The organism is Yoonia sp. R2331 (assembly GCF_041103235.1).
Lineage (GTDB): Bacteria > Pseudomonadota > Alphaproteobacteria > Rhodobacterales > Rhodobacteraceae > CANMYO01.
Map to the genome: position 1 here is coordinate 24688 of NZ_JBGCUN010000002.1, position 16435 is coordinate 41122.

The following is a 16435-nucleotide window of genomic DNA, read 5'->3' on the forward strand; positions in this document are numbered from 1 at the left end:
GGGCCTACCAGAAACCGGCACTGGGCCGGAACATCATCCGCAAGCTCGCCAGCACATAAACAACAAAGTCAAAGCCGAAACCAAGCAAAAGCAGCGCAAACCTGCGCAGGCTCTTTTGCGACCCAGCAAAAAACGCTTTCACCCGCCAGGTCAGAAAGTGCAGCGGCACGTAGCCATAGGGCCACTTTGGCAGCTCGGCCTTGATCACATCGGGCAGCCAGTTTTCATCCACTGCGGCCCGCATCAACAACGCATGGGCTGCGTCCAGATCACCTGCCTCGCGCCGTATCTTGGCAAACAGAACCGCATTGATCGCACTGCCAATGACAATCCGAACCTGATGCCGGATCAGCTCTGGGATCGTGCGGATTGACTCATAGACGTGGTAAATCGCCTCATCCCCGTCGATCCGGTCAAAATTTTCTGGCGCGCTCAAAAGATCAGTCAGCATCATCGCACGCATGAACCCGTCTTCGACCGGCAAGCCAGCGGGCAATCCAATCTGACGCGCCATCGCACTGCGCATCACGAACAACTGCCCGCAGATGGCTGTTTTGAAATCTGCCAAGCCGCCCCCGCTGGCCCCGATGATCCGCCCAACAAGGCCGGTCGGAAGTTGATCGTGCACAACGTCCTTGATCGGGCAACTGGTGAAGGCTTGCAGCTTTGGGCGGTCTTGCAGCGCTGCAATCATGCGCCGGATGGTATCGGCCTGCGGCAGAACAATATCCGCGTCCATGAAACCCAGGATCGTCGCATCCCGGCGCGCGATATCATGAATGAAACGATGCACAGTCCGGGACTTGCCGCCTAATTCTAAATCAAGCACGGCAATCCGGTTGCCGACCGTTGCGGGCAGTTCTGCAATCGCCCCATTTGCACGACCCACAGTCGCATCGGTGCATCCGTTGGCCAGAATGTGAACGCGCAGATCCAGTATGGGATCATCGAACAGGTCCTGCCGTGCAAGTTCGCCCAATAGTGCCGCGATCCCGTCTTGCTCATTATGAGCAAAGACGCCGATGTCACATGTGGTCTTTGTGGCTGAATTCACCAAAATCGCTTTCAACGGGCCGCCTGAAATCTCGGACATTCTTGACCCAGAAACCGGCCATTGGGGAAGCACAAAGCGCTTCTATTCCATTGTTGTGCAAATTTGTTGCACACAAGTGGACAACCCACTGTTGCCAATTTGGTGAGTGATAACAGCTTTGTGCCTATCGCCGGGCTTTGGAATTCGCGTGTCTCGTGCTATCAGGCGTTTTGATCTTATTTTTGAAGGTCAATCGCCATGATGTTGCCGTTTCCCGCCGTTAAGGCCCAGTGTAGTTGACCGAATAGAGTGTATTGATGTCCAGCAGCAGCGAAATTTCCCAAAGATCTACAGCACTTGACGCATTCGCGCACAAGGGAACCTTTTGGTTGATCGTTGTTTGCGCAGCCGCAGGCGTGTTCTTTTGGGATGGTATCGGCGCGCTGCTGGAAGCGTGGCAATTGCCCGAATACAGCCACGGCCCACTGATTCCCGTGCTGTCGGGTCTGTTGTTCCTGCGCCAGCTCAAGGAATTTCCCGAACGTCCCGGCCCGATCCGCGACCGCTGGATCGGCGTCACGGTCATTCTTGCCGCCATTGCGATGGGATCGCTGGGCAAACTGTCGAATATCAACGATATCGTCGCTTATGCGCTGATCCTGTGGATCGGTGGCCTACTTCTGGTCAGCTTTGGCTGGAAGACAGGCAAACATTTCTGGCCCCCGGTCCTACACCTTGTCTACATGCTGCCGCTGCCGGGCGTGATCTACTACAAGACCACTACATGGCTGCAGTTCATTTCCTCCGAACTGGGTGTCTGGTTCCTGAAATTGATGAGCGTACCAGTCTTCTTGGACGGTAATATCATCGACCTTGGCGTCACCAAACTACACGTGGCAGAGGCATGTTCGGGCCTGCGCTACCTGTTCCCGATCCTCAGCTTTTCCTACATCTTTGCGGTGCTCTACCGCGGTCAGATGTGGCACAAGGCCGTTTTGCTGATCTCTGCCGTTCCGATCACCATCCTGATGAACTCTGTCCGGATCGCCGTGGCGGGCTATATCGTCAACAACTGGGGTCTGGCCTGGGTCGAGGGCTTTTCGCACTTCTTCGAAGGTTGGGTGATCTTTGTTGCCTGTATCCTGATCCTGTTCCTGCTGGCGCGCATTCTTCTGTACTTCAATCCGGTCAAGATGAGCCTGATCGAGGCGCTTGACCTCGACACTGACGGTCTTGGCACACAGGCCATGCGGCTGCGCCACGTCATGCCCTCTGCGGCGATGATTACATCTGCCGGCGCAATCCTCGCGGCTGTCGCCGTCTTTGCAGCACTGCCCGAACGTGGTGCTATCCGCGTCGATCGGGAATCCTTCTCAACTTTCCCCCGCACATTGGGTAGCTGGGAACAAACTGGCCCACGCCGTGTTCTGGATGCCAGCGTTGCCACTGTGCTGGGCGCGGACGACTACCATCAGGTTCAATTCACGTCACCTAATGCGGCTGCATCGGTCAACTTCTTCTCCGCCTGGTATTATGACCAAAGCAGCGGCGGCGTGCACTCGCCAGAGATTTGCCTCCCCGGTGGCGGTTGGGAAATTGCATGGCTGGAACGCACGGATGTGACCGAACAGCTTGGCAGTGCAGAGCCCTACAACATCAACCGCGCGATCATCCAAAAGGGTGAGACACGGATGATGGTCTATTATTGGTTCGAACAAAAAGGGCGCCACATCGCCTGGGACTTCTCTGCCAAACTGTGGCTGATGATCGACGGGGTTCGCACAGGCCGTACCGATGGCGCACTGGTGCGCCTGACAACGCCGATCCTGCCGAACGAAACAGACGCAGATGCCGAGGCCCGCTTGAATGACGTGTTAGTACAGGTCCAAGCCCCACTAGGGCGTTTCATTCCAGCCCAATAAGGCAGTCATATCAGTCGTTCTGTGCGCCTTTTACCTGCGCCGGGACACCGACAGCTGTGGCATTTGCGGGCACGTCCTGCAGCACAACCGCGTTGGCCCCGATGCGCGCACCTGCACCGACTGTGATCGGCCCAAGAATTTTTGCACCGGCGCCCGCATAGGCGCCCGCCTTGACATGAGGGGCGCCACCTTCCGCCAATTGTCCCAACGTCACTTGCTGCATGATCAGGCAATTGTCGTCCACAATCGCGTCACGATGGATCACAACACCGGTCAAATGCGGAAACCGGGCCGTGGCTGCGATTCTGGCGTCTCTGTCGATGTCCGACCCGCTGATAACCGTCCAGAACATGAATCGTAGCTTTCCCCAATTGCAGGCCAACCGCGCGAAAGGCCCCGATCCATCCCGCCCACGTTGATAGGCATGCATGGCCGCGATCAGCTTTCGGTCCTGATGGTTCAGCAGAAACATGTGTGACTATAGGTCCACAAAGGTTGTTGGCGAAAGATGCGGCAGGTCTTTCGCAATCTGGGCATCAAGCCGATCCATAAACGCATAGCGCTTGCGGTAAAGCGACCGCTTGTTGGCCTTGATCGCTTCAATCTCGCGCCGCGCTTGCGTGACCTGCAAAGAGTAAAACATCTCGTCCTGTTTGATCCCGCCGCGTTCTTCCCAAATCGTATCATAGTCCGGTGTCAGGTCCTTTTTGCCAAAGAACGGATGTTGATGATGCCGGTGGGCCTGCGTGACGGCCGCAATCTGGTCAACTTCAATCGCGCGGCATATCATCCGCAGCACATCAATCAGAAAGTCCCGTGGACGCAGCCCATAAAGCGCCTTTGTCAGGTCCCGGTAAAGGCCGAGCGATTCATTCGTCTTGCGCCCCTGCAAGCCGCCAATCACCGCCTGCAGCGGCCCCTCGCCGGTGCGAAACAGCGAAAACGCCAGCGAATAGGCGCGGAAATCGTCTACAAACAGGTTCACCGCCAACCCGCCTTCGCGCATCAGCCACTTGGGCTGGTCAATCACCAGTCGCAGCCCTGCAAACTCATCCGCCAGATCGCTCAGGATCAGCTTTTCGTGCAACCCAAACCGCCACGGTGGGCCAAGCGCTGCCGCAGCATCGTAATGCGCCACAAACCGCGCGATCCGCGCGTCCGGTCCCCAGCCCGCGCATTGGTACGGCCAAAGCAGAATACCGGCCATCTGCGGACGCTCCCGCATGGCGTCCGCCAAAATCGACCCCGGTGTCGGGTCCAGCAACGAAACAGCACTGGCACGATGCGCAAAGGCCGCCTGCACAAATCGCGCCTTGAGGCGCAGATCACCAAATCCCAAACCTGGAAAACTGGCGTTTGCGGCGCGGATCGTGCTGGCAAGAAATCCCGCCACGCTAACCGTTCCCAAACGGGTTTGAATAGCGCCCCAGCTTTTGCTTGATCAGCAACCAGATCACCGGCGGTTGCTCGACGAAATACCGTCGCCAGCGCTGGCGCGGCTCTTTGATCACGCGATAAAACCATTCCAGCCCAACGTTCGTCACCCAAGGTGCCGGGCGTTTCAACGTTTCGGCCTCATAGTCGATGGTCCCGCCCAGTGGCAAAAACAGCTTCACCTTTGGAAACCGGTCACGATATGCCACGATGAACTTTTCCTGACGCCCGCCGCCCAGCCCCACCAGCAACGCTGTCGCGCCAGACGCGTTGACCGCCTCGGCGATCCTGTCGATTTCCTCGGGCTTGCCATCAAAATCAAATGGCGGCGCATAGGTGCCCGCGATGATCTCGCGCCCGACCTTGCCATTGATCCGCGCCGCCGCCTTGTCAGCCACCCCCGGCAACCCACCCAGCAGGAACACCGTCACATCCGGGTTGTCCTTGTGGTGCATATAAAACCGCGGAAAGTAGTCCGATCCCGACACACGTTCGCGCACAGGCGTTCCCATCAGTTTCAACGCGGCATACAGGATCTGACTGTCGCAGGTGATCAGATCAAACTGCTGAAACGCATCATAAAACGACCGATCACGCTGTAGCTTGATCAGCATATCGCTGTGAAGGGTCAGCATCAGACCCTCATCAAAATCGGCTACAACCTCGTCCATCGTCAGGTCGTGAACAAAGACGTTCAGCAGCTGCCGCTTTTCGGCATTGGTCACACCGGCGGCGCGGTTCGTCTTGGGCTCGGCGTTGGTCAAATCGCTATCCGTCACTACTGCTTTACCCGCCTGTAAGCATGAAATTGGGGGTCACAACAACCCATCGCCTCTGCAGGTCGTTAATTCGTTGCCGCCGAAACCGTGGTGTTCAGTAATGAGGGTGTGATTTGCTGGATGACGCGGTTCCACCGGGTCACAGGTTGCTCGGCCACAAAAATCACATCGTCAGGGCGCAACTCGAACCGGGTCGCAAGCGTGAAATTCGCCGCATTACGCGCATCCAACTGCCAAGCCGTTACCGCGCCAAACTCACGCGGATCGGGCGAGGCGCGCAACACGTAAATCTGGCTGACATCGCCGGTTTTTAGCGGAATCCCTTCGCCGCCATCAAACAGCGCATCAGCCAAGGTCGCCTGCTGCTCGTAAGGTAGGGCATAGCGCGTCTGCTGCCCCACTTCGCCAGACAGATAGACATAGTCGCGGTCAACTGCCCCCAAATCGGTGCGGGTGCGGAAATTATCGCGCGCTTCATTCAGATTGGCGCGTCGCAAAGCCACCTCTTGCGTCAACTCGTTCAGCGCTGACACCCGTGACTGCTGGCGCAATTGGGCCAAGGTGATCTGTTGCTCAAAATAGGCCTGCGCCTGTGACAGCTCGAACGCCGTATCAACAAAGACCGCATCCCCGGCCACCAGCCGGATATTGCGCAGGCGCGGATCACTGAACAGGTTGTTCAATGGAATCTGATATAGCGTCCCATCCCGATACAGCCGGACAGAGGCGAAATCCTGATCCTCGACCGTGATGCCGCCCGCAAGTGACAGCACTTGATCCAACAGAACCGGCGTCAGCGCAATCGGCACCACCGTCGGGTTCGACACTGCGCCGCCAACAGACACTTTGCGTGAATTGAATTCCGCAATCTCAAGGCTAAAAGTTGGGTCGATCTGGTTTTCGACCAAACGCTGGAACAACTCCGCCTCGGCCTCGTCAATGGTCAGACCGGACAGGCGCACCCGCCCGACATCAGGGATGTTGATCGACCCGTCGTCCTGAACAGTATAGCCCTGACGCGCGTTTTGCGCGGCCAGCAGGCCGGACAATTCCTCAACAGTATTGCCGACACGCGGAACAGCCAGCAGCACAACGTCACCGACGCCAATCTGGTAAGGCCCCGGATCAACCGCAGGCGGTACCCGCAGTTCCAACGCGCCGGGTCGTGCAGGATCATCCAGCACCGGCGCCGGTAACGCACCAGCACCGCGCAGACCCGAACCGCCTCCGGCAGTGCCCGAAAAGATCGCAGGCAATGTGCGGGGCCGGTAAGGCGCGCTGTTCGCAATCAGCACGCTTTCACCCGTCAATAGGGCGACCCGCACCTGCGCATCCCCCGCATTAATCGCAGGGCTGTTATAGGCCACACCGCAACTTGCCAGTGCCGCGACACAGCAGATCATCATCAGTTTACGCACGCGTCGTCTCCTTCGGGTGTGGTCTCATGGCACAATACGGAATGTCAGGATACCTGCAAAGTCACCAGCCCATTGGCGGGACTGCACGATCTGGCCTGTGCCATCAATCCAGTAGAGGTTCAAAAAGGTCTGGTCCTGGCTCGCACAGTCCTCGCCGATCAACCGAGTTTGAAGCGTCGCTGCGCCAAAAGTCAGCGCGCGTGGGCCGCGATCTTCAATGTCACAGATATAGGCGCGGCGTACGGGCCGGTTCTCGCCATCCAGAAACGTGTGAAAGCGGGTCACCCGTCCGGTGCTGCGCTGCAATACAATCGCCAGAGGCTCGGACACATCAGACCCCAGCATATCGCCGCCCAAACCGCGTGTTGCCACCAGCATCCCGCGGTTCAGGGTCAGACTGGCACCATCTTGCGACACCCATGTTGCATAGCCGTCCCGCACAGTGTCGCGCACCACAACGGTACCTGCGCGCTGCGACAACAGTCCAACCTGCAAACGTGGCGCACCCGCTTGGGCCAACGCCGCAAAGCCGGGATCAACCGCCGGCGCCCGTCCCGGCAGCGGCAGCGCGCCGCAGGCCGTCAAAGCGGAAAGACCAATCCAGAGTAGGGTTCTCCTGATCATCGCCAGAATAACCCCCAACTGTCTGACAGCTCTGCACCGCGCGATGCGCGCGTCGCGTCATATAGCCGGGTGCCCACATCCAACCGCGCGCCACCATCGCGCAAAACAGGCCGGATCGTCTGCGAGATGCTGCGCTGGGTCGGCTGCCCGGTAAACCAGCTTACCGGCACGGTGACCCGAATGCCCTTGTCAAATGACCCTTCGCCGAACTCTTCGAACGACACATCGGTCAACGTAAAAAACGCCCCAATCCGCACGCCGTTGTTGAACGCGCGGTCAAGCGTAACGGTCGCACCCCAATCACCGGCAAGGTATCGCCCGGCATCGACCTGCCCATAATACCCGTTGCCAAAGTCATAATAGGCAGAGGCATGGCCGGTCAGAACGTCATAATCCTGAAACCCAAATCCACCGTCAAAGTCACGCTGGCGGGCATAGTTGACCTCGCCCCCCAGCGCCAAACGGCTGTCGATCGGATACCACAGCACCTCGGCTGAGACGCCGCCAAACATCTGCTCCAGATAGCCTGCTGTTATCCGGGCAAACACGTCCTTTTGCGGATGCGCCAGATAGGTTCCGGTCAACCGCGTCAAACGCGCATTGTCACCGCTGAAGTATCGGACTGCATCTGACCTGACTTTGGGCAAAACGGAATCGGACTGCCGGGTCGACTCGTCAATCGTGCTGTAAAGCGGCTGACGCACCTCGCCAGCCAACACTAGGCCCGGACGCGGCGCGTAGAACCCTGTCAGCTTAAGCCCGGTTTCAAACCGAAACGGGTTATCAGGATCAAAAAGCGATGGTGTAAAATAGACCCCCCAGCCCAGATTGCGCCCCGGATAAAGCCCGGCAAGCTCTCCGGCGCGGTCCATTGCGTAAGCATCGGTGATCTGCGCGCGGGCCAGTGACCGCCAACTGCTGTCAGGGCTGAATTCAAGCTCTTCCAGATCGCTGCGCTGCAAGGTGACGGTGCTGATCGGCAGGCCACTGTTGACGAAAGTAACCTCAAACTGCGCAACCTCCGGGTCAACCCGGTTTGCCAGAACCCGCGCTGTACGACCCAGCGCCTGCGCCGCCGCGCCGTAGCGAGTATTGACCACACGTACCTGAGCCGTGTTTCCAACAATCGCAAAATTTTCCAGCGTCACTCCCTGCGCCGCCAACGCAGACCGCAATGTCGGCACTCCATCGGCCATCCCTGTAGCGCGCGGGGCCAAGGCCGGTGGCGCATCCCCACGCCCGCCGGGAATCGCGGGCTTGGCGGGGTCAAACACATAGCTCAGCGACAGGCCAACATCGCGGCCATAAAGCGAATAGGCCCCAATCGTTACCCCATTGTCGAACGCGTATTGCGCGCCGAAGTTCAAAGGCGATGCCACGCGGCCCAATCCGCGCTCTTCTTCCTTGGTGTAAAGGTCCGGCGAATACTCAGCCACAAACGTCAACTGATCCGTCACATCCCAGCTGATGCCCGCAAAGGGTGATACATCACCGCGAAACCACGCGCCGAAATCCACCTGGCCGGTTGTTGCAATCCCGCCTGCGGCGGCGTCAGGACGGGTCTCAAACCGCGCATCAATCCCGCCAAAGGGCGATGCAAAGCTGTTACGCCCCGCAAGCCGCCCCCAGCCCAGACCGCCGGTGACCGTGATGTCGGGCGAGATCGCCTTGGTCGCCACAAGGTATTCGCTGCTGAAAACGCCCGTCCCGCCAAAGTCCCGCAACCCTACTGCAATCGCAGGCCAGCGCGCGGTTTCGCGGCTGATCTGATAGCTCAGATCGAAACTCCGGTCGAACCGGTCCTCACCGCCAAAGTTGAATCCACGGATATAGCTATAGCGGAAAACACCCTGCAGGCGCGGCGTGATCTGAAACGCCAGTGTATTGCGCAGCGTGTCCCCAAACCCCGCAGTGGTGAGTGCCACCTCTCCGTCGTTCAACACATAGGCGTTTGGCATGTCGATCAGGCCGGGCGTGCCATAAAACGACAAGGTGTCAGCCGCCACAGGCGAAGCCGCACCAAGCACTGCCAAAACAGGCCAAATCCGATGTGTCGCTTGCGCGATCATACTGCCCCCACGTCGCTGCCTGCACTGCTTACCACGCCTGTCAGACAGGTCTGCCCATTTCTGCCGCCACCCGTTTCACTCGGCTGGAAATTGCGCCACAATGGCAACAAGTTCAATTTTCGTGCGGACCCCACATGCGCCTAATGAAACGTCTATGGCCGGCCCGCCAGTCCAACCGAACAGTCCCGATTTCCGTGGACCCGCCCTGCTTTGTGATCGGGGATGTGCATGGCTGCGCGGATCTGCTGGCAAAGATCCTTGATCGCGCGCCCCCTGACGCTGACCTGATCTGCGTCGGCGACTACGTGGATCGCGGCGACCACTCTGCCGACGTCCTTGGAATTTTGCAGGCACGCCCTGACATCACTTGCCTGATGGGCAACCACGAGGCGATGATGCTCAAGTTTCTGGATAATCCCATTGGGCCGGCAAACCGCTGGCTGCGTTTTGGCGGTCTGCAAACCCTTGCCAGCTTTGGCGTCACAGGTGGCGCGGAAACCGACGACCCCGATCAGCTGACGCGGCTATCAGAGGCATTGCGCACCGCCATGGGCACCGCTCTGATTGACTGGCTGCGCGATCTGCCGTGCCAGACCTTGCGCGGCAACGTCATGATCACCCATGCAGGCGCGGACCCCGCCCTTGCCCCCGCCGATCAGGACGACAAGGTACTGATCTGGGGCCACCCAGACTTTGCCAAACGCAAACGTGACGATGGCCTGTGGGTTCTGCACGGCCACACGATCGTCAACATGCCTGAGGCGCGCAACGGGCGCATCGCCATTGACACCGGCGCCTATGCCACCGGACGTTTGACCGCGGCACATCTGACGCCCCAAGGCTGTACCTTTGTCGAGGTTGATCGCCACGATGACTGACCCGCAGGCTATTCTCCCGAACTTCCTGATCGCCGGGGTCCCCAAGGCCGGCACCAGTTCTGTCCACGGCTGGCTTGCCGATCATCCCGACTGCGTCGGCTCAATCGAGAAAGAAACCTATTTTCTTGTCGACCCCGGCACGCATATGCACCGTCCCGACAGCCACATTAGCGGCGGGCTTGCAGGTTATGCCGCACATTTTCCGCCCGTTGATCAGGCCCGGATCGTCATGGAATCCACCCCCGGCTACATCTGCAGCGACACCGCCCGCAGAACCTTGGCAGACATGCCCGGCGCGCCCAAAGTGCTGTTCATACTGCGCGAACCGGCCGACCAGATTTACTCGCTCTTTCGCTACTTCCAGAACAATTGGGACTGGATCCCAAGCGACATGACCTTCTCCGCGTTCCTCGCAGCCTGCCGCGCTGGTACGCATGACTTCAAAGGCAATGAACTGGCCCGCGACTGCCTGATCAACGCCGCCTACGTGGACCACCTCAGGGCATGGCAAACGGCAATCGGGTCAGGGCGGATGAAGGTCATGCTGTTTGATGATCTGTTGGCCGATCAATCGGCGTTCCTGAAATCAATCTGCGCATGGCTTGAAATCGAACCGTCATTTTTTGACGACTACGCATTCCCGCGTGCCAATGAAACTTACGCGCCTCGCTCGCGCGGGCTGCAATCTCTTAACATCGCCATCCGCAACCGCCTGCCCAAAGGTGCGGCCTACAACGCCTTGCGCGGCCTTTATCGGCGGCTGAACACCCGCGCTCCAGATGCGGCATCCGATGCGGATGATCACGCATTGGCCCAGCTGCGCCGCGACTTTGAAGCCGCCAACGCACAGTTGGCCAAGGCCTTTGATCTTGACTTGTCCCGCTGGTCTGATCGCTAGCGATTATCGCACGGCAGCAGGTCCCAAAGATCACCCGTGATCGTTTTAACGATGCCGATCTCTTCTTCGGTCAGCATGCCCTTCCATGCGACATTTGTCGCCTTGGCACTGCGTTCAAAGTCATGAACCTGTCCTGCCCGCGCATCTTGCTGCGCGGACCCCTGCGCGCGTTTCGCAATCAACGCCCGCGCGCGCGCTGGCATCTTGACGCCCAGCCAATCGAATACCTCATCGTATCCGCTGACCTCGTCCGCACCCAAAGCCTCCATATCCAGCAAGTAGAGGGCCTGCCGGTCCGCCTTTGGCATCTTGGCAAAGCGGTCATGGATCAGCCGCCACATCAAAGCACCTGAACCAAGCGGGCTTGCTCCGTAGGTTGCGACCTGCTCCTCAAACCCGGGCAATGGGCCGAAATGCTTAGCGTAACGCAGATATACCTCTGCCACGCGCGACGTCCACCCTATCCGTTTAAAGCTCGCAGCATGGGCCAATGGTGGGCGGATCGTCATCACCGTCTGGTAGTTGTGCGCCGCACCATGCTCAGCGCAAAAGGTCGCAAACGGGTCCTTCCAGATCAGCGTTCGCACAAACGGATCGTATCGGAACAGCCGATAGCTATGCTGCGCTTGCGTCCCCAGTAGCCTGTAGACGAGCGCCATCTTCGCGCTATTGGACGCGCGCCGTTTTGCTTGCCCCATCCGCAATTTGCGCCCCATCAATCTGTCGACAAACGCGCCAAGCTCAAACTCCGGTTCTTGGGGAAATGCAAAGCTATGCGGCACGGACAGATCGCCGTTTGGTCCCATCGGCTCGTACACCATCCGTGCGCGCGGCAGCCGGGACAACAGATCACCCACTGGTGTGGTACCCCCGCGCGGCGCGCCCGTCACCAGGATCATCCGCTCAGGGCGTTGCATCTGCATCACCTGATTGCGGTGTTGAAGGACGGGTCATCGACCATCCCAGAACCGCCAGCCCCAGCACCAGCCGGATGACGGACACCCAAAGGATCACCCAAGCGGCACCTGTCACGCCACTCGCCGGGATGAACAAAAAGGACAACCCAATCGCCGCAACAAGGCAAATGCCATTGACCCACATCCGCAGCCAAAAGTGATGGCTGGCAAGCATCGTGTATTGCGTCACACCCATGATCAGCTGCAACGCTGCGGTAACGGCCACCATCAGGATCAGGAACAGATCGACATAAGCGGCCCCATAGACCGCCGCGACAACCCATTCCCCGACAGCATAAGCCCCGGCAATGATGAATAGCCCCAGCACCGCGTTTGCCGCCAAAACGATCCCGGTGATCCGCCAAAAGCGCGACCGGTTGCCAGACGCCTCGGCCTTGGCCATCCGCGACACCGAGGCCTGAGAGATGCTGCGGATCACCGTCTGAATGGCGGTCAGGAAATAGTAAATGGCCCCGAACAAGCCCAGCGCCTCGAACGACACATATTCGGCCAGCACCAACCGCGGCACATAAAGCGAAACCACCTGCAAGACGCCCGCAATCGCCAACGGCAACATCCAAACCATCAGCGCCAGCGCGCGCCGGACCTTCGGCAAGTCGATCCGCCCCAACCCAAAGGCGACCCCGTCGCGGGCAAGCGGCCTCCGCTCGGCCAAAATCAGGACAACCGCCCAACAGATGGACTGCGCAACAAACCCGGCACCGACGCTGCCAGTGAATGCAAAAACGACGCCAAAGCACATCACCCCAAGCAGCCCGCGCAAGACCTGACTGGTGACAATTACATCGAACCTCCCCCGCGTCTGCGCGATGCCATAATGCAAAAGCGATTGCGTATGCGGCACTTTGGTCAGCACCAAACCCAGAGCGGCAAAAACGACCGCACCGGGCCGGTCGCCATAAAAGCCAAGGATCACAACGCCCGACAATAAGACGGCGGTGGTGTTCATCATGATCCGCAACAGCATATAGTCATGATCACTGTGCCCACCACGCACATCGACGGACCGGGCATCCCGCAGCGACAATCCCGTCAGCGCAAAAATGGGTGTAACAATGGCAGCGGCCAACGTCACATAGCCCACCTGCTCGGGCGATCCCAGACGCGCCACCACAATGATGATGAACCACTGCGCCGCTGCAAAAACCAGATTGCCCGTCAGGGTTCTGCTGATATCGCCAAGCAGCCCCTTCTCTTTGCGTTCAGCCGTCAAGACTCGGCACCCGTGACGCTCTTCCAAATGGAAATGTCCGGTGCACAAAGTGTGGCGATCCTTGCGCGCAGTTCGGGTGTGATTGTCGTGTCATGCGCAGGTCTGGCGGCACCTTTGCGGTTCTCGTGGCCCAGCTTGATCCGGACACCCAAGGCCCCCCTCAACTGCGCCTCAAAACCGGGCAAATCATCAAGCCGCCCGACCACATCCATCTTCTTCAAATTTGCAACAGCCGCCGCGACCGATGCATCGCTGGCGAAATCGGACCCAACTGGCTGCGCGCTGAAATACTCGCCATAGGTCGCGCCCATTTGACGCGCGCGGGGTGTATCCAGAAACGCCTCCAACGGTTCATCAATCCGGCCAAAGGCCCCGTCCCGCTGATACGACCAATTGTAATGCGAAATGAACCGCGCGACCGGCTCGCGCAGCAAGGTGACGAACTTGTAGCGATCCGCGAAATGATCGTGTGCGGTCTTGCTGAACCGCACATGCAGCGACACGCACCGCACATCCTCGGCCATCAGGTACAGCATCATCTGCTCGCGCAGATCCAACACATCGACCAGCATCGCCTCTCGGTCCGTGCGGCCCGTGAACATCTCAAACGCGCGAAAGCTCTCTTCGGGTTTCACCGTGGCCTGGCTCAGCAGATACCGCTTGCGCAGCGCCCGCCCGGCAGAGGTTCCACCGCATTTGGGCACATGATGAAACACCACGCGCTGCGGGATCGTGCGATCCTGCAGCGCTTTCAGTTGGCGTTTCGCGGTGTCAACAATGCCCATTCCGGCCCTCTGCGCTTGCCCCATGCTGCATAAGCAAAATGGACGCGCGGGCAAAGGGTCAATCAACGCAAGTTAGACATAGCGATTGACGATGTTTTCCAGCTTTTCCTGCGCGCCCGACACCGGTTGCGGGTTCAAATTGGCCGCTTCAGCTTGTGCTGCGATCCCATCCAAGGTCTGGCCTTGCGCCAAATGCCCGGCTGTTTCCCAACCGGCGTAGCGCGCGCGGCGCGGCGCTTCCAGCGCGTCATCCTCGATCATGCGGGCCGCTGCTTTCAGGCCGCGGGCGCAAATGTCCATGCCACCCGCATGTGCGGCAATCAGGTCTTCTGCATCAAGGCTCTGCCGACGCAGCTTGGCGTCAAAGTTGGTGCCACCGGTGGTGAACCCACCTGCTTGCAAAACCTCGTAATAGGCCAGCGCCGCCTCGGGCGTGCTGTTCGGGAACTGATCCGTGTCCCAGCCAGACTGATAATCATTCCGGTTCATATCAATGGACCCGAAAATGCCCAGCGCCCGCGCCATTGCCAATTCATGCTCGAACGAATGACCTGCCAGAATGGCGTGACCTTGTTCGATATTGACCTTGACCTCATCTTCCAGCCCGAACCGCTTGAGGAACCCGTAAACCGTGGCCACGTCAAAGTCATACTGATGCTTTGTCGGCTCTTGCGGCTTGGGTTCGATCAGGATCGCGCCTTTGAAGCCGATCTTGTGCTTGTATTCCACAACCATCTGCAAAAAGCGGCCCATCTGTTCCAACTCGCGGGACAGATCGGTGTTCAACAGGGTCTCATACCCTTCGCGACCACCCCACAGCACGTAATTCTCACCCCCCAGCCGGTGGGTTACGTCCATGCAGGATTTCACCGTGCTGGCACAATAGGCAAAGACATCCGGGTCCGGGTTGGTGCTGGCACCGGACATATAGCGCCGGTTGGAAAACATATTTGCGGTGCCCCACAACAGCTTTGGCCCGCCCGCTTCCATCTTGGCGGCCATGTAATCTGCCATCTCGTTCAGCCGGTCATGACTTTCCTTCAGACTGCCACCTTCTGGCCGCACATCATGGTCGTGAAAACAATAAAATGGCACACCCAGAATGCGGAACATGTCAAAGGCCGCATCGGCCTTCAGTTTCGCCAGTTCCATCGTGTCCGCCGGAAACCACGGGCGTTCAAACGTCTGTCCGCCAAAGGGATCGTTCCCTTCCCAGACAAAGTTGTGCCAATAGCAGACCGCAAACCGCAGGTGCTCTTCCATCCGCTTGCCCATGACAATCTCGTCAGGGTTATAGTGGCGAAACGCCAATGGGTTGGTGCTGTCTTCGCCTTCAAACGTTACTGCGGGGATGCCGTCAAAATAGCTCATGGTGTGTTCTCTTTGATAAAGATGTTCAGGGGGATGTCGCCATCGGTCACGGCCACAGGGCGGCCTGCGGACAGGTCGCGCATCAGGGTTATCGCGCGGCGGGCCGCGCGGGCGGGGTCTTGATCAATCACCAGATCAAACAGGTCGTCATGCAGACCGTTGCGGGTCTGCGGGGTAAGCTCATGTACGATCACAGTGGGGCGCGGACCGTCGTGCGCCCGCAAGGCGTCGGCCAGACCCCGGTTTCCGGCGCCGGTGTGATAGATACCGGTTAACGGGTCCGTTAACGCGCGGCGGGTAATTTCATTGATCCGATCCGGTTCATCATATCCTTCGACCACCGGAAGAACCTCGATCTGCGGATAGTAATCCCGCATGATCTGCTGAAACCCCATCAGACGCTCCATATGGTCACGTGCGGCCATCGACCCGACAATGACTTTCACAAGCCCCTGATCCTGCTTCATAAATCGGCCCATAAAGCGGGCGGCGGCGCGACCTGCCGCAAGATTGTCAATTCCGACAAACGCGCGTCGCTCGCTGCCCGGCAGATCAGACACCAGGGTAATCACCTTGACCCCGGCCTCTGTCAGGCGCGTCACCTCGGCGCGCACCGCAGGGCCGTCAGGCGCCATGACGGCCACGCACCCATATGGGTTGTGCATAAGATGTTGCAGGGTTGTGGCTGTTGCATCCGTATCAAAGGAATTTGAGGTGCGTTCCTCAAAATCAATGCGATCGGCCTGCAATCGCTCCGCTTCTTGTTGCAACGAAAAGCGTAGCCGCTCCAGAAACGCGGTCGGTGCGCCAGGCAGGACGAATGTGAACTTTTCCGCCCGCTTGCGTGACAGGTTGGCCGCTGTCTGATCCCGGACATATCCGGTCTTATCAACGGCATTCAGCACTTTTTCGACAGATTTCGCAGCCACGCCGCCACGATCGTTCAGAACGCGGTCAACGGTCGCAAGACTGACTTTGGCTGCGGCGGCAACATCATGAATGGTCGGGCGGGGCATGGAATCTCCTCGCCGACC

Annotated in this window: 15 protein-coding genes; 3 read left to right on the forward strand and 12 right to left on the reverse strand. The window is 59.0% G+C overall.

The features are described from left to right. Nucleotides 1-4 precede the first annotated feature (4 nt). On the reverse strand, nucleotides 5-1093 hold the full coding sequence (locus AB3Y40_RS15000; RefSeq protein WP_369439684.1) for a glycosyltransferase family 2 protein: 1089 nt from the start codon (nucleotides 1091-1093) through the stop codon (nucleotides 5-7). A gap of 329 nt (nucleotides 1094-1422) precedes the next feature. Between AB3Y40_RS15000 and xrtD the strand changes: the two genes are divergently transcribed. Beyond that, complete coding sequence (xrtD, locus tag AB3Y40_RS15005; protein WP_369439685.1) at nucleotides 1423-2955, forward strand: VPLPA-CTERM-specific exosortase XrtD; 1533 nt, start codon at nucleotides 1423-1425, stop codon at nucleotides 2953-2955. A gap of 10 nt (nucleotides 2956-2965) precedes the next feature. Here xrtD and AB3Y40_RS15010 read toward each other — a convergent pair whose 3' ends face one another. The 6 genes from AB3Y40_RS15010 to AB3Y40_RS15035 all read right to left on the reverse strand — a co-directional run bounded on the left by AB3Y40_RS15010 (nucleotide 2966) and on the right by AB3Y40_RS15035 (nucleotide 9279). Continuing rightward, nucleotides 2966-3427, reverse strand: coding sequence for a serine acetyltransferase (locus AB3Y40_RS15010; protein WP_369439686.1), 462 nt, complete (start codon nucleotides 3425-3427; stop codon nucleotides 2966-2968). Nucleotides 3428-3433: 6 nt separating this feature from the next. Then, entirely contained in the window at nucleotides 3434-4348 is a 915-nt protein-coding gene (locus AB3Y40_RS15015) for a VirK/YbjX family protein (RefSeq protein ID WP_369439687.1), read from the reverse strand. Between the two features lies 1 nt (nucleotide 4349). Next, nucleotides 4350-5153 carry a WecB/TagA/CpsF family glycosyltransferase gene (locus AB3Y40_RS15020; protein ID WP_369439688.1) on the reverse strand — a complete coding sequence of 268 codons (804 nt, stop codon included), beginning with the start codon at nucleotides 5151-5153 and terminating at the stop codon, nucleotides 4350-4352. An 80-nt stretch (nucleotides 5154-5233) separates the two neighbouring features. Beyond that, the gene (locus AB3Y40_RS15025) at nucleotides 5234-6586 is read right to left on the reverse strand and encodes a polysaccharide biosynthesis/export family protein (RefSeq protein WP_369439689.1); all 1353 of its coding nucleotides are present in this window, start codon (nucleotides 6584-6586) and stop codon (nucleotides 5234-5236) included. A gap of 24 nt (nucleotides 6587-6610) precedes the next feature. Beyond that, a complete protein-coding gene (locus AB3Y40_RS15030; RefSeq protein ID WP_369439690.1) occupies nucleotides 6611-7210 on the reverse strand; it encodes a YjbF family lipoprotein in 600 nt (199 codons plus the stop codon). After that, nucleotides 7207-9279 carry a YjbH domain-containing protein gene (locus tag AB3Y40_RS15035; RefSeq protein WP_369439691.1) on the reverse strand — a complete coding sequence of 691 codons (2073 nt, stop codon included), beginning with the start codon at nucleotides 9277-9279 and terminating at the stop codon, nucleotides 7207-7209. Before AB3Y40_RS15035 ends, AB3Y40_RS15030 begins: the two co-directional genes overlap by 4 nt. A 134-nt stretch (nucleotides 9280-9413) precedes the next feature. On the opposite strand from AB3Y40_RS15035, the gene AB3Y40_RS15040 reads away from it, so the two are divergent. Next, nucleotides 9414-10157 carry a metallophosphoesterase gene (locus AB3Y40_RS15040; protein WP_369439692.1) on the forward strand — a complete coding sequence of 248 codons (744 nt, stop codon included), beginning with the start codon at nucleotides 9414-9416 and terminating at the stop codon, nucleotides 10155-10157. After that, complete coding sequence (locus AB3Y40_RS15045) at nucleotides 10150-11055, forward strand: sulfotransferase domain-containing protein (protein WP_369439693.1); 906 nt, start codon at nucleotides 10150-10152, stop codon at nucleotides 11053-11055. Before AB3Y40_RS15040 ends, AB3Y40_RS15045 begins: the two co-directional genes overlap by 8 nt. Here AB3Y40_RS15045 and AB3Y40_RS15050 read toward each other — a convergent pair. From AB3Y40_RS15050 to AB3Y40_RS15070, 5 genes are all read right to left on the reverse strand, one after another. Then, nucleotides 11052-11972: a hypothetical protein gene (locus tag AB3Y40_RS15050; RefSeq protein ID WP_369439694.1), complete on the reverse strand. Its 921-nt coding sequence runs from the start codon at nucleotides 11970-11972 to the stop codon at nucleotides 11052-11054. The genes AB3Y40_RS15045 and AB3Y40_RS15050 overlap by 4 nt on opposite strands. After that, the gene (locus tag AB3Y40_RS15055; protein WP_369439695.1) at nucleotides 11959-13245 is read right to left on the reverse strand and encodes a lipopolysaccharide biosynthesis protein; all 1287 of its coding nucleotides are present in this window, start codon (nucleotides 13243-13245) and stop codon (nucleotides 11959-11961) included. Before AB3Y40_RS15055 ends, AB3Y40_RS15050 begins: the two co-directional genes overlap by 14 nt. Continuing rightward, nucleotides 13242-14030, reverse strand: coding sequence for a sulfotransferase family 2 domain-containing protein (locus AB3Y40_RS15060; protein ID WP_369439696.1), 789 nt, complete (start codon nucleotides 14028-14030; stop codon nucleotides 13242-13244). The genes AB3Y40_RS15055 and AB3Y40_RS15060 overlap by 4 nt, the downstream gene beginning before the upstream one ends. 72 nt (nucleotides 14031-14102) lie before the next feature. After that, complete coding sequence (gene xylA, locus AB3Y40_RS15065; protein ID WP_369439697.1) at nucleotides 14103-15401, reverse strand: xylose isomerase; 1299 nt, start codon at nucleotides 15399-15401, stop codon at nucleotides 14103-14105. After that, nucleotides 15398-16417, reverse strand: a complete 1020-nt coding sequence (locus tag AB3Y40_RS15070) for a LacI family DNA-binding transcriptional regulator (protein WP_369439698.1) — start codon at nucleotides 16415-16417, stop codon at nucleotides 15398-15400. Before AB3Y40_RS15070 ends, xylA begins: the two co-directional genes overlap by 4 nt. Nucleotides 16418-16435: the final 18 nt, after the last annotated feature.

Coding starts and splice junctions, on each gene's coding strand:
- AB3Y40_RS15000 (WP_369439684.1), bottom strand. CDS start 1,093: ATGTCCGAGATTTCAGGCGGCCCGTTGAAAGCGATTTTGGTGAATTCA.
- AB3Y40_RS15010 (WP_369439686.1), bottom strand. CDS start 3,427: ATGTTTCTGCTGAACCATCAGGACCGAAAGCTGATCGCGGCCATGCAT.
- AB3Y40_RS15030 (WP_369439690.1), bottom strand. CDS start 7,210: ATGATCAGGAGAACCCTACTCTGGATTGGTCTTTCCGCTTTGACGGCC.
- AB3Y40_RS15035 (WP_369439691.1), bottom strand. CDS start 9,279: ATGATCGCGCAAGCGACACATCGGATTTGGCCTGTTTTGGCAGTGCTT.
- AB3Y40_RS15040 (WP_369439692.1), top strand. CDS start 9,414: ATGCGCCTAATGAAACGTCTATGGCCGGCCCGCCAGTCCAACCGAACA.
- AB3Y40_RS15045 (WP_369439693.1), top strand. CDS start 10,150: ATGACTGACCCGCAGGCTATTCTCCCGAACTTCCTGATCGCCGGGGTC.
- AB3Y40_RS15050 (WP_369439694.1), bottom strand. CDS start 11,972: ATGCAACGCCCTGAGCGGATGATCCTGGTGACGGGCGCGCCGCGCGGG.
- AB3Y40_RS15060 (WP_369439696.1), bottom strand. CDS start 14,030: ATGGGCATTGTTGACACCGCGAAACGCCAACTGAAAGCGCTGCAGGAT.
- xylA (WP_369439697.1), bottom strand. CDS start 15,401: ATGAGCTATTTTGACGGCATCCCCGCAGTAACGTTTGAAGGCGAAGAC.
- AB3Y40_RS15070 (WP_369439698.1), bottom strand. CDS start 16,417: ATGCCCCGCCCGACCATTCATGATGTTGCCGCCGCAGCCAAAGTCAGT.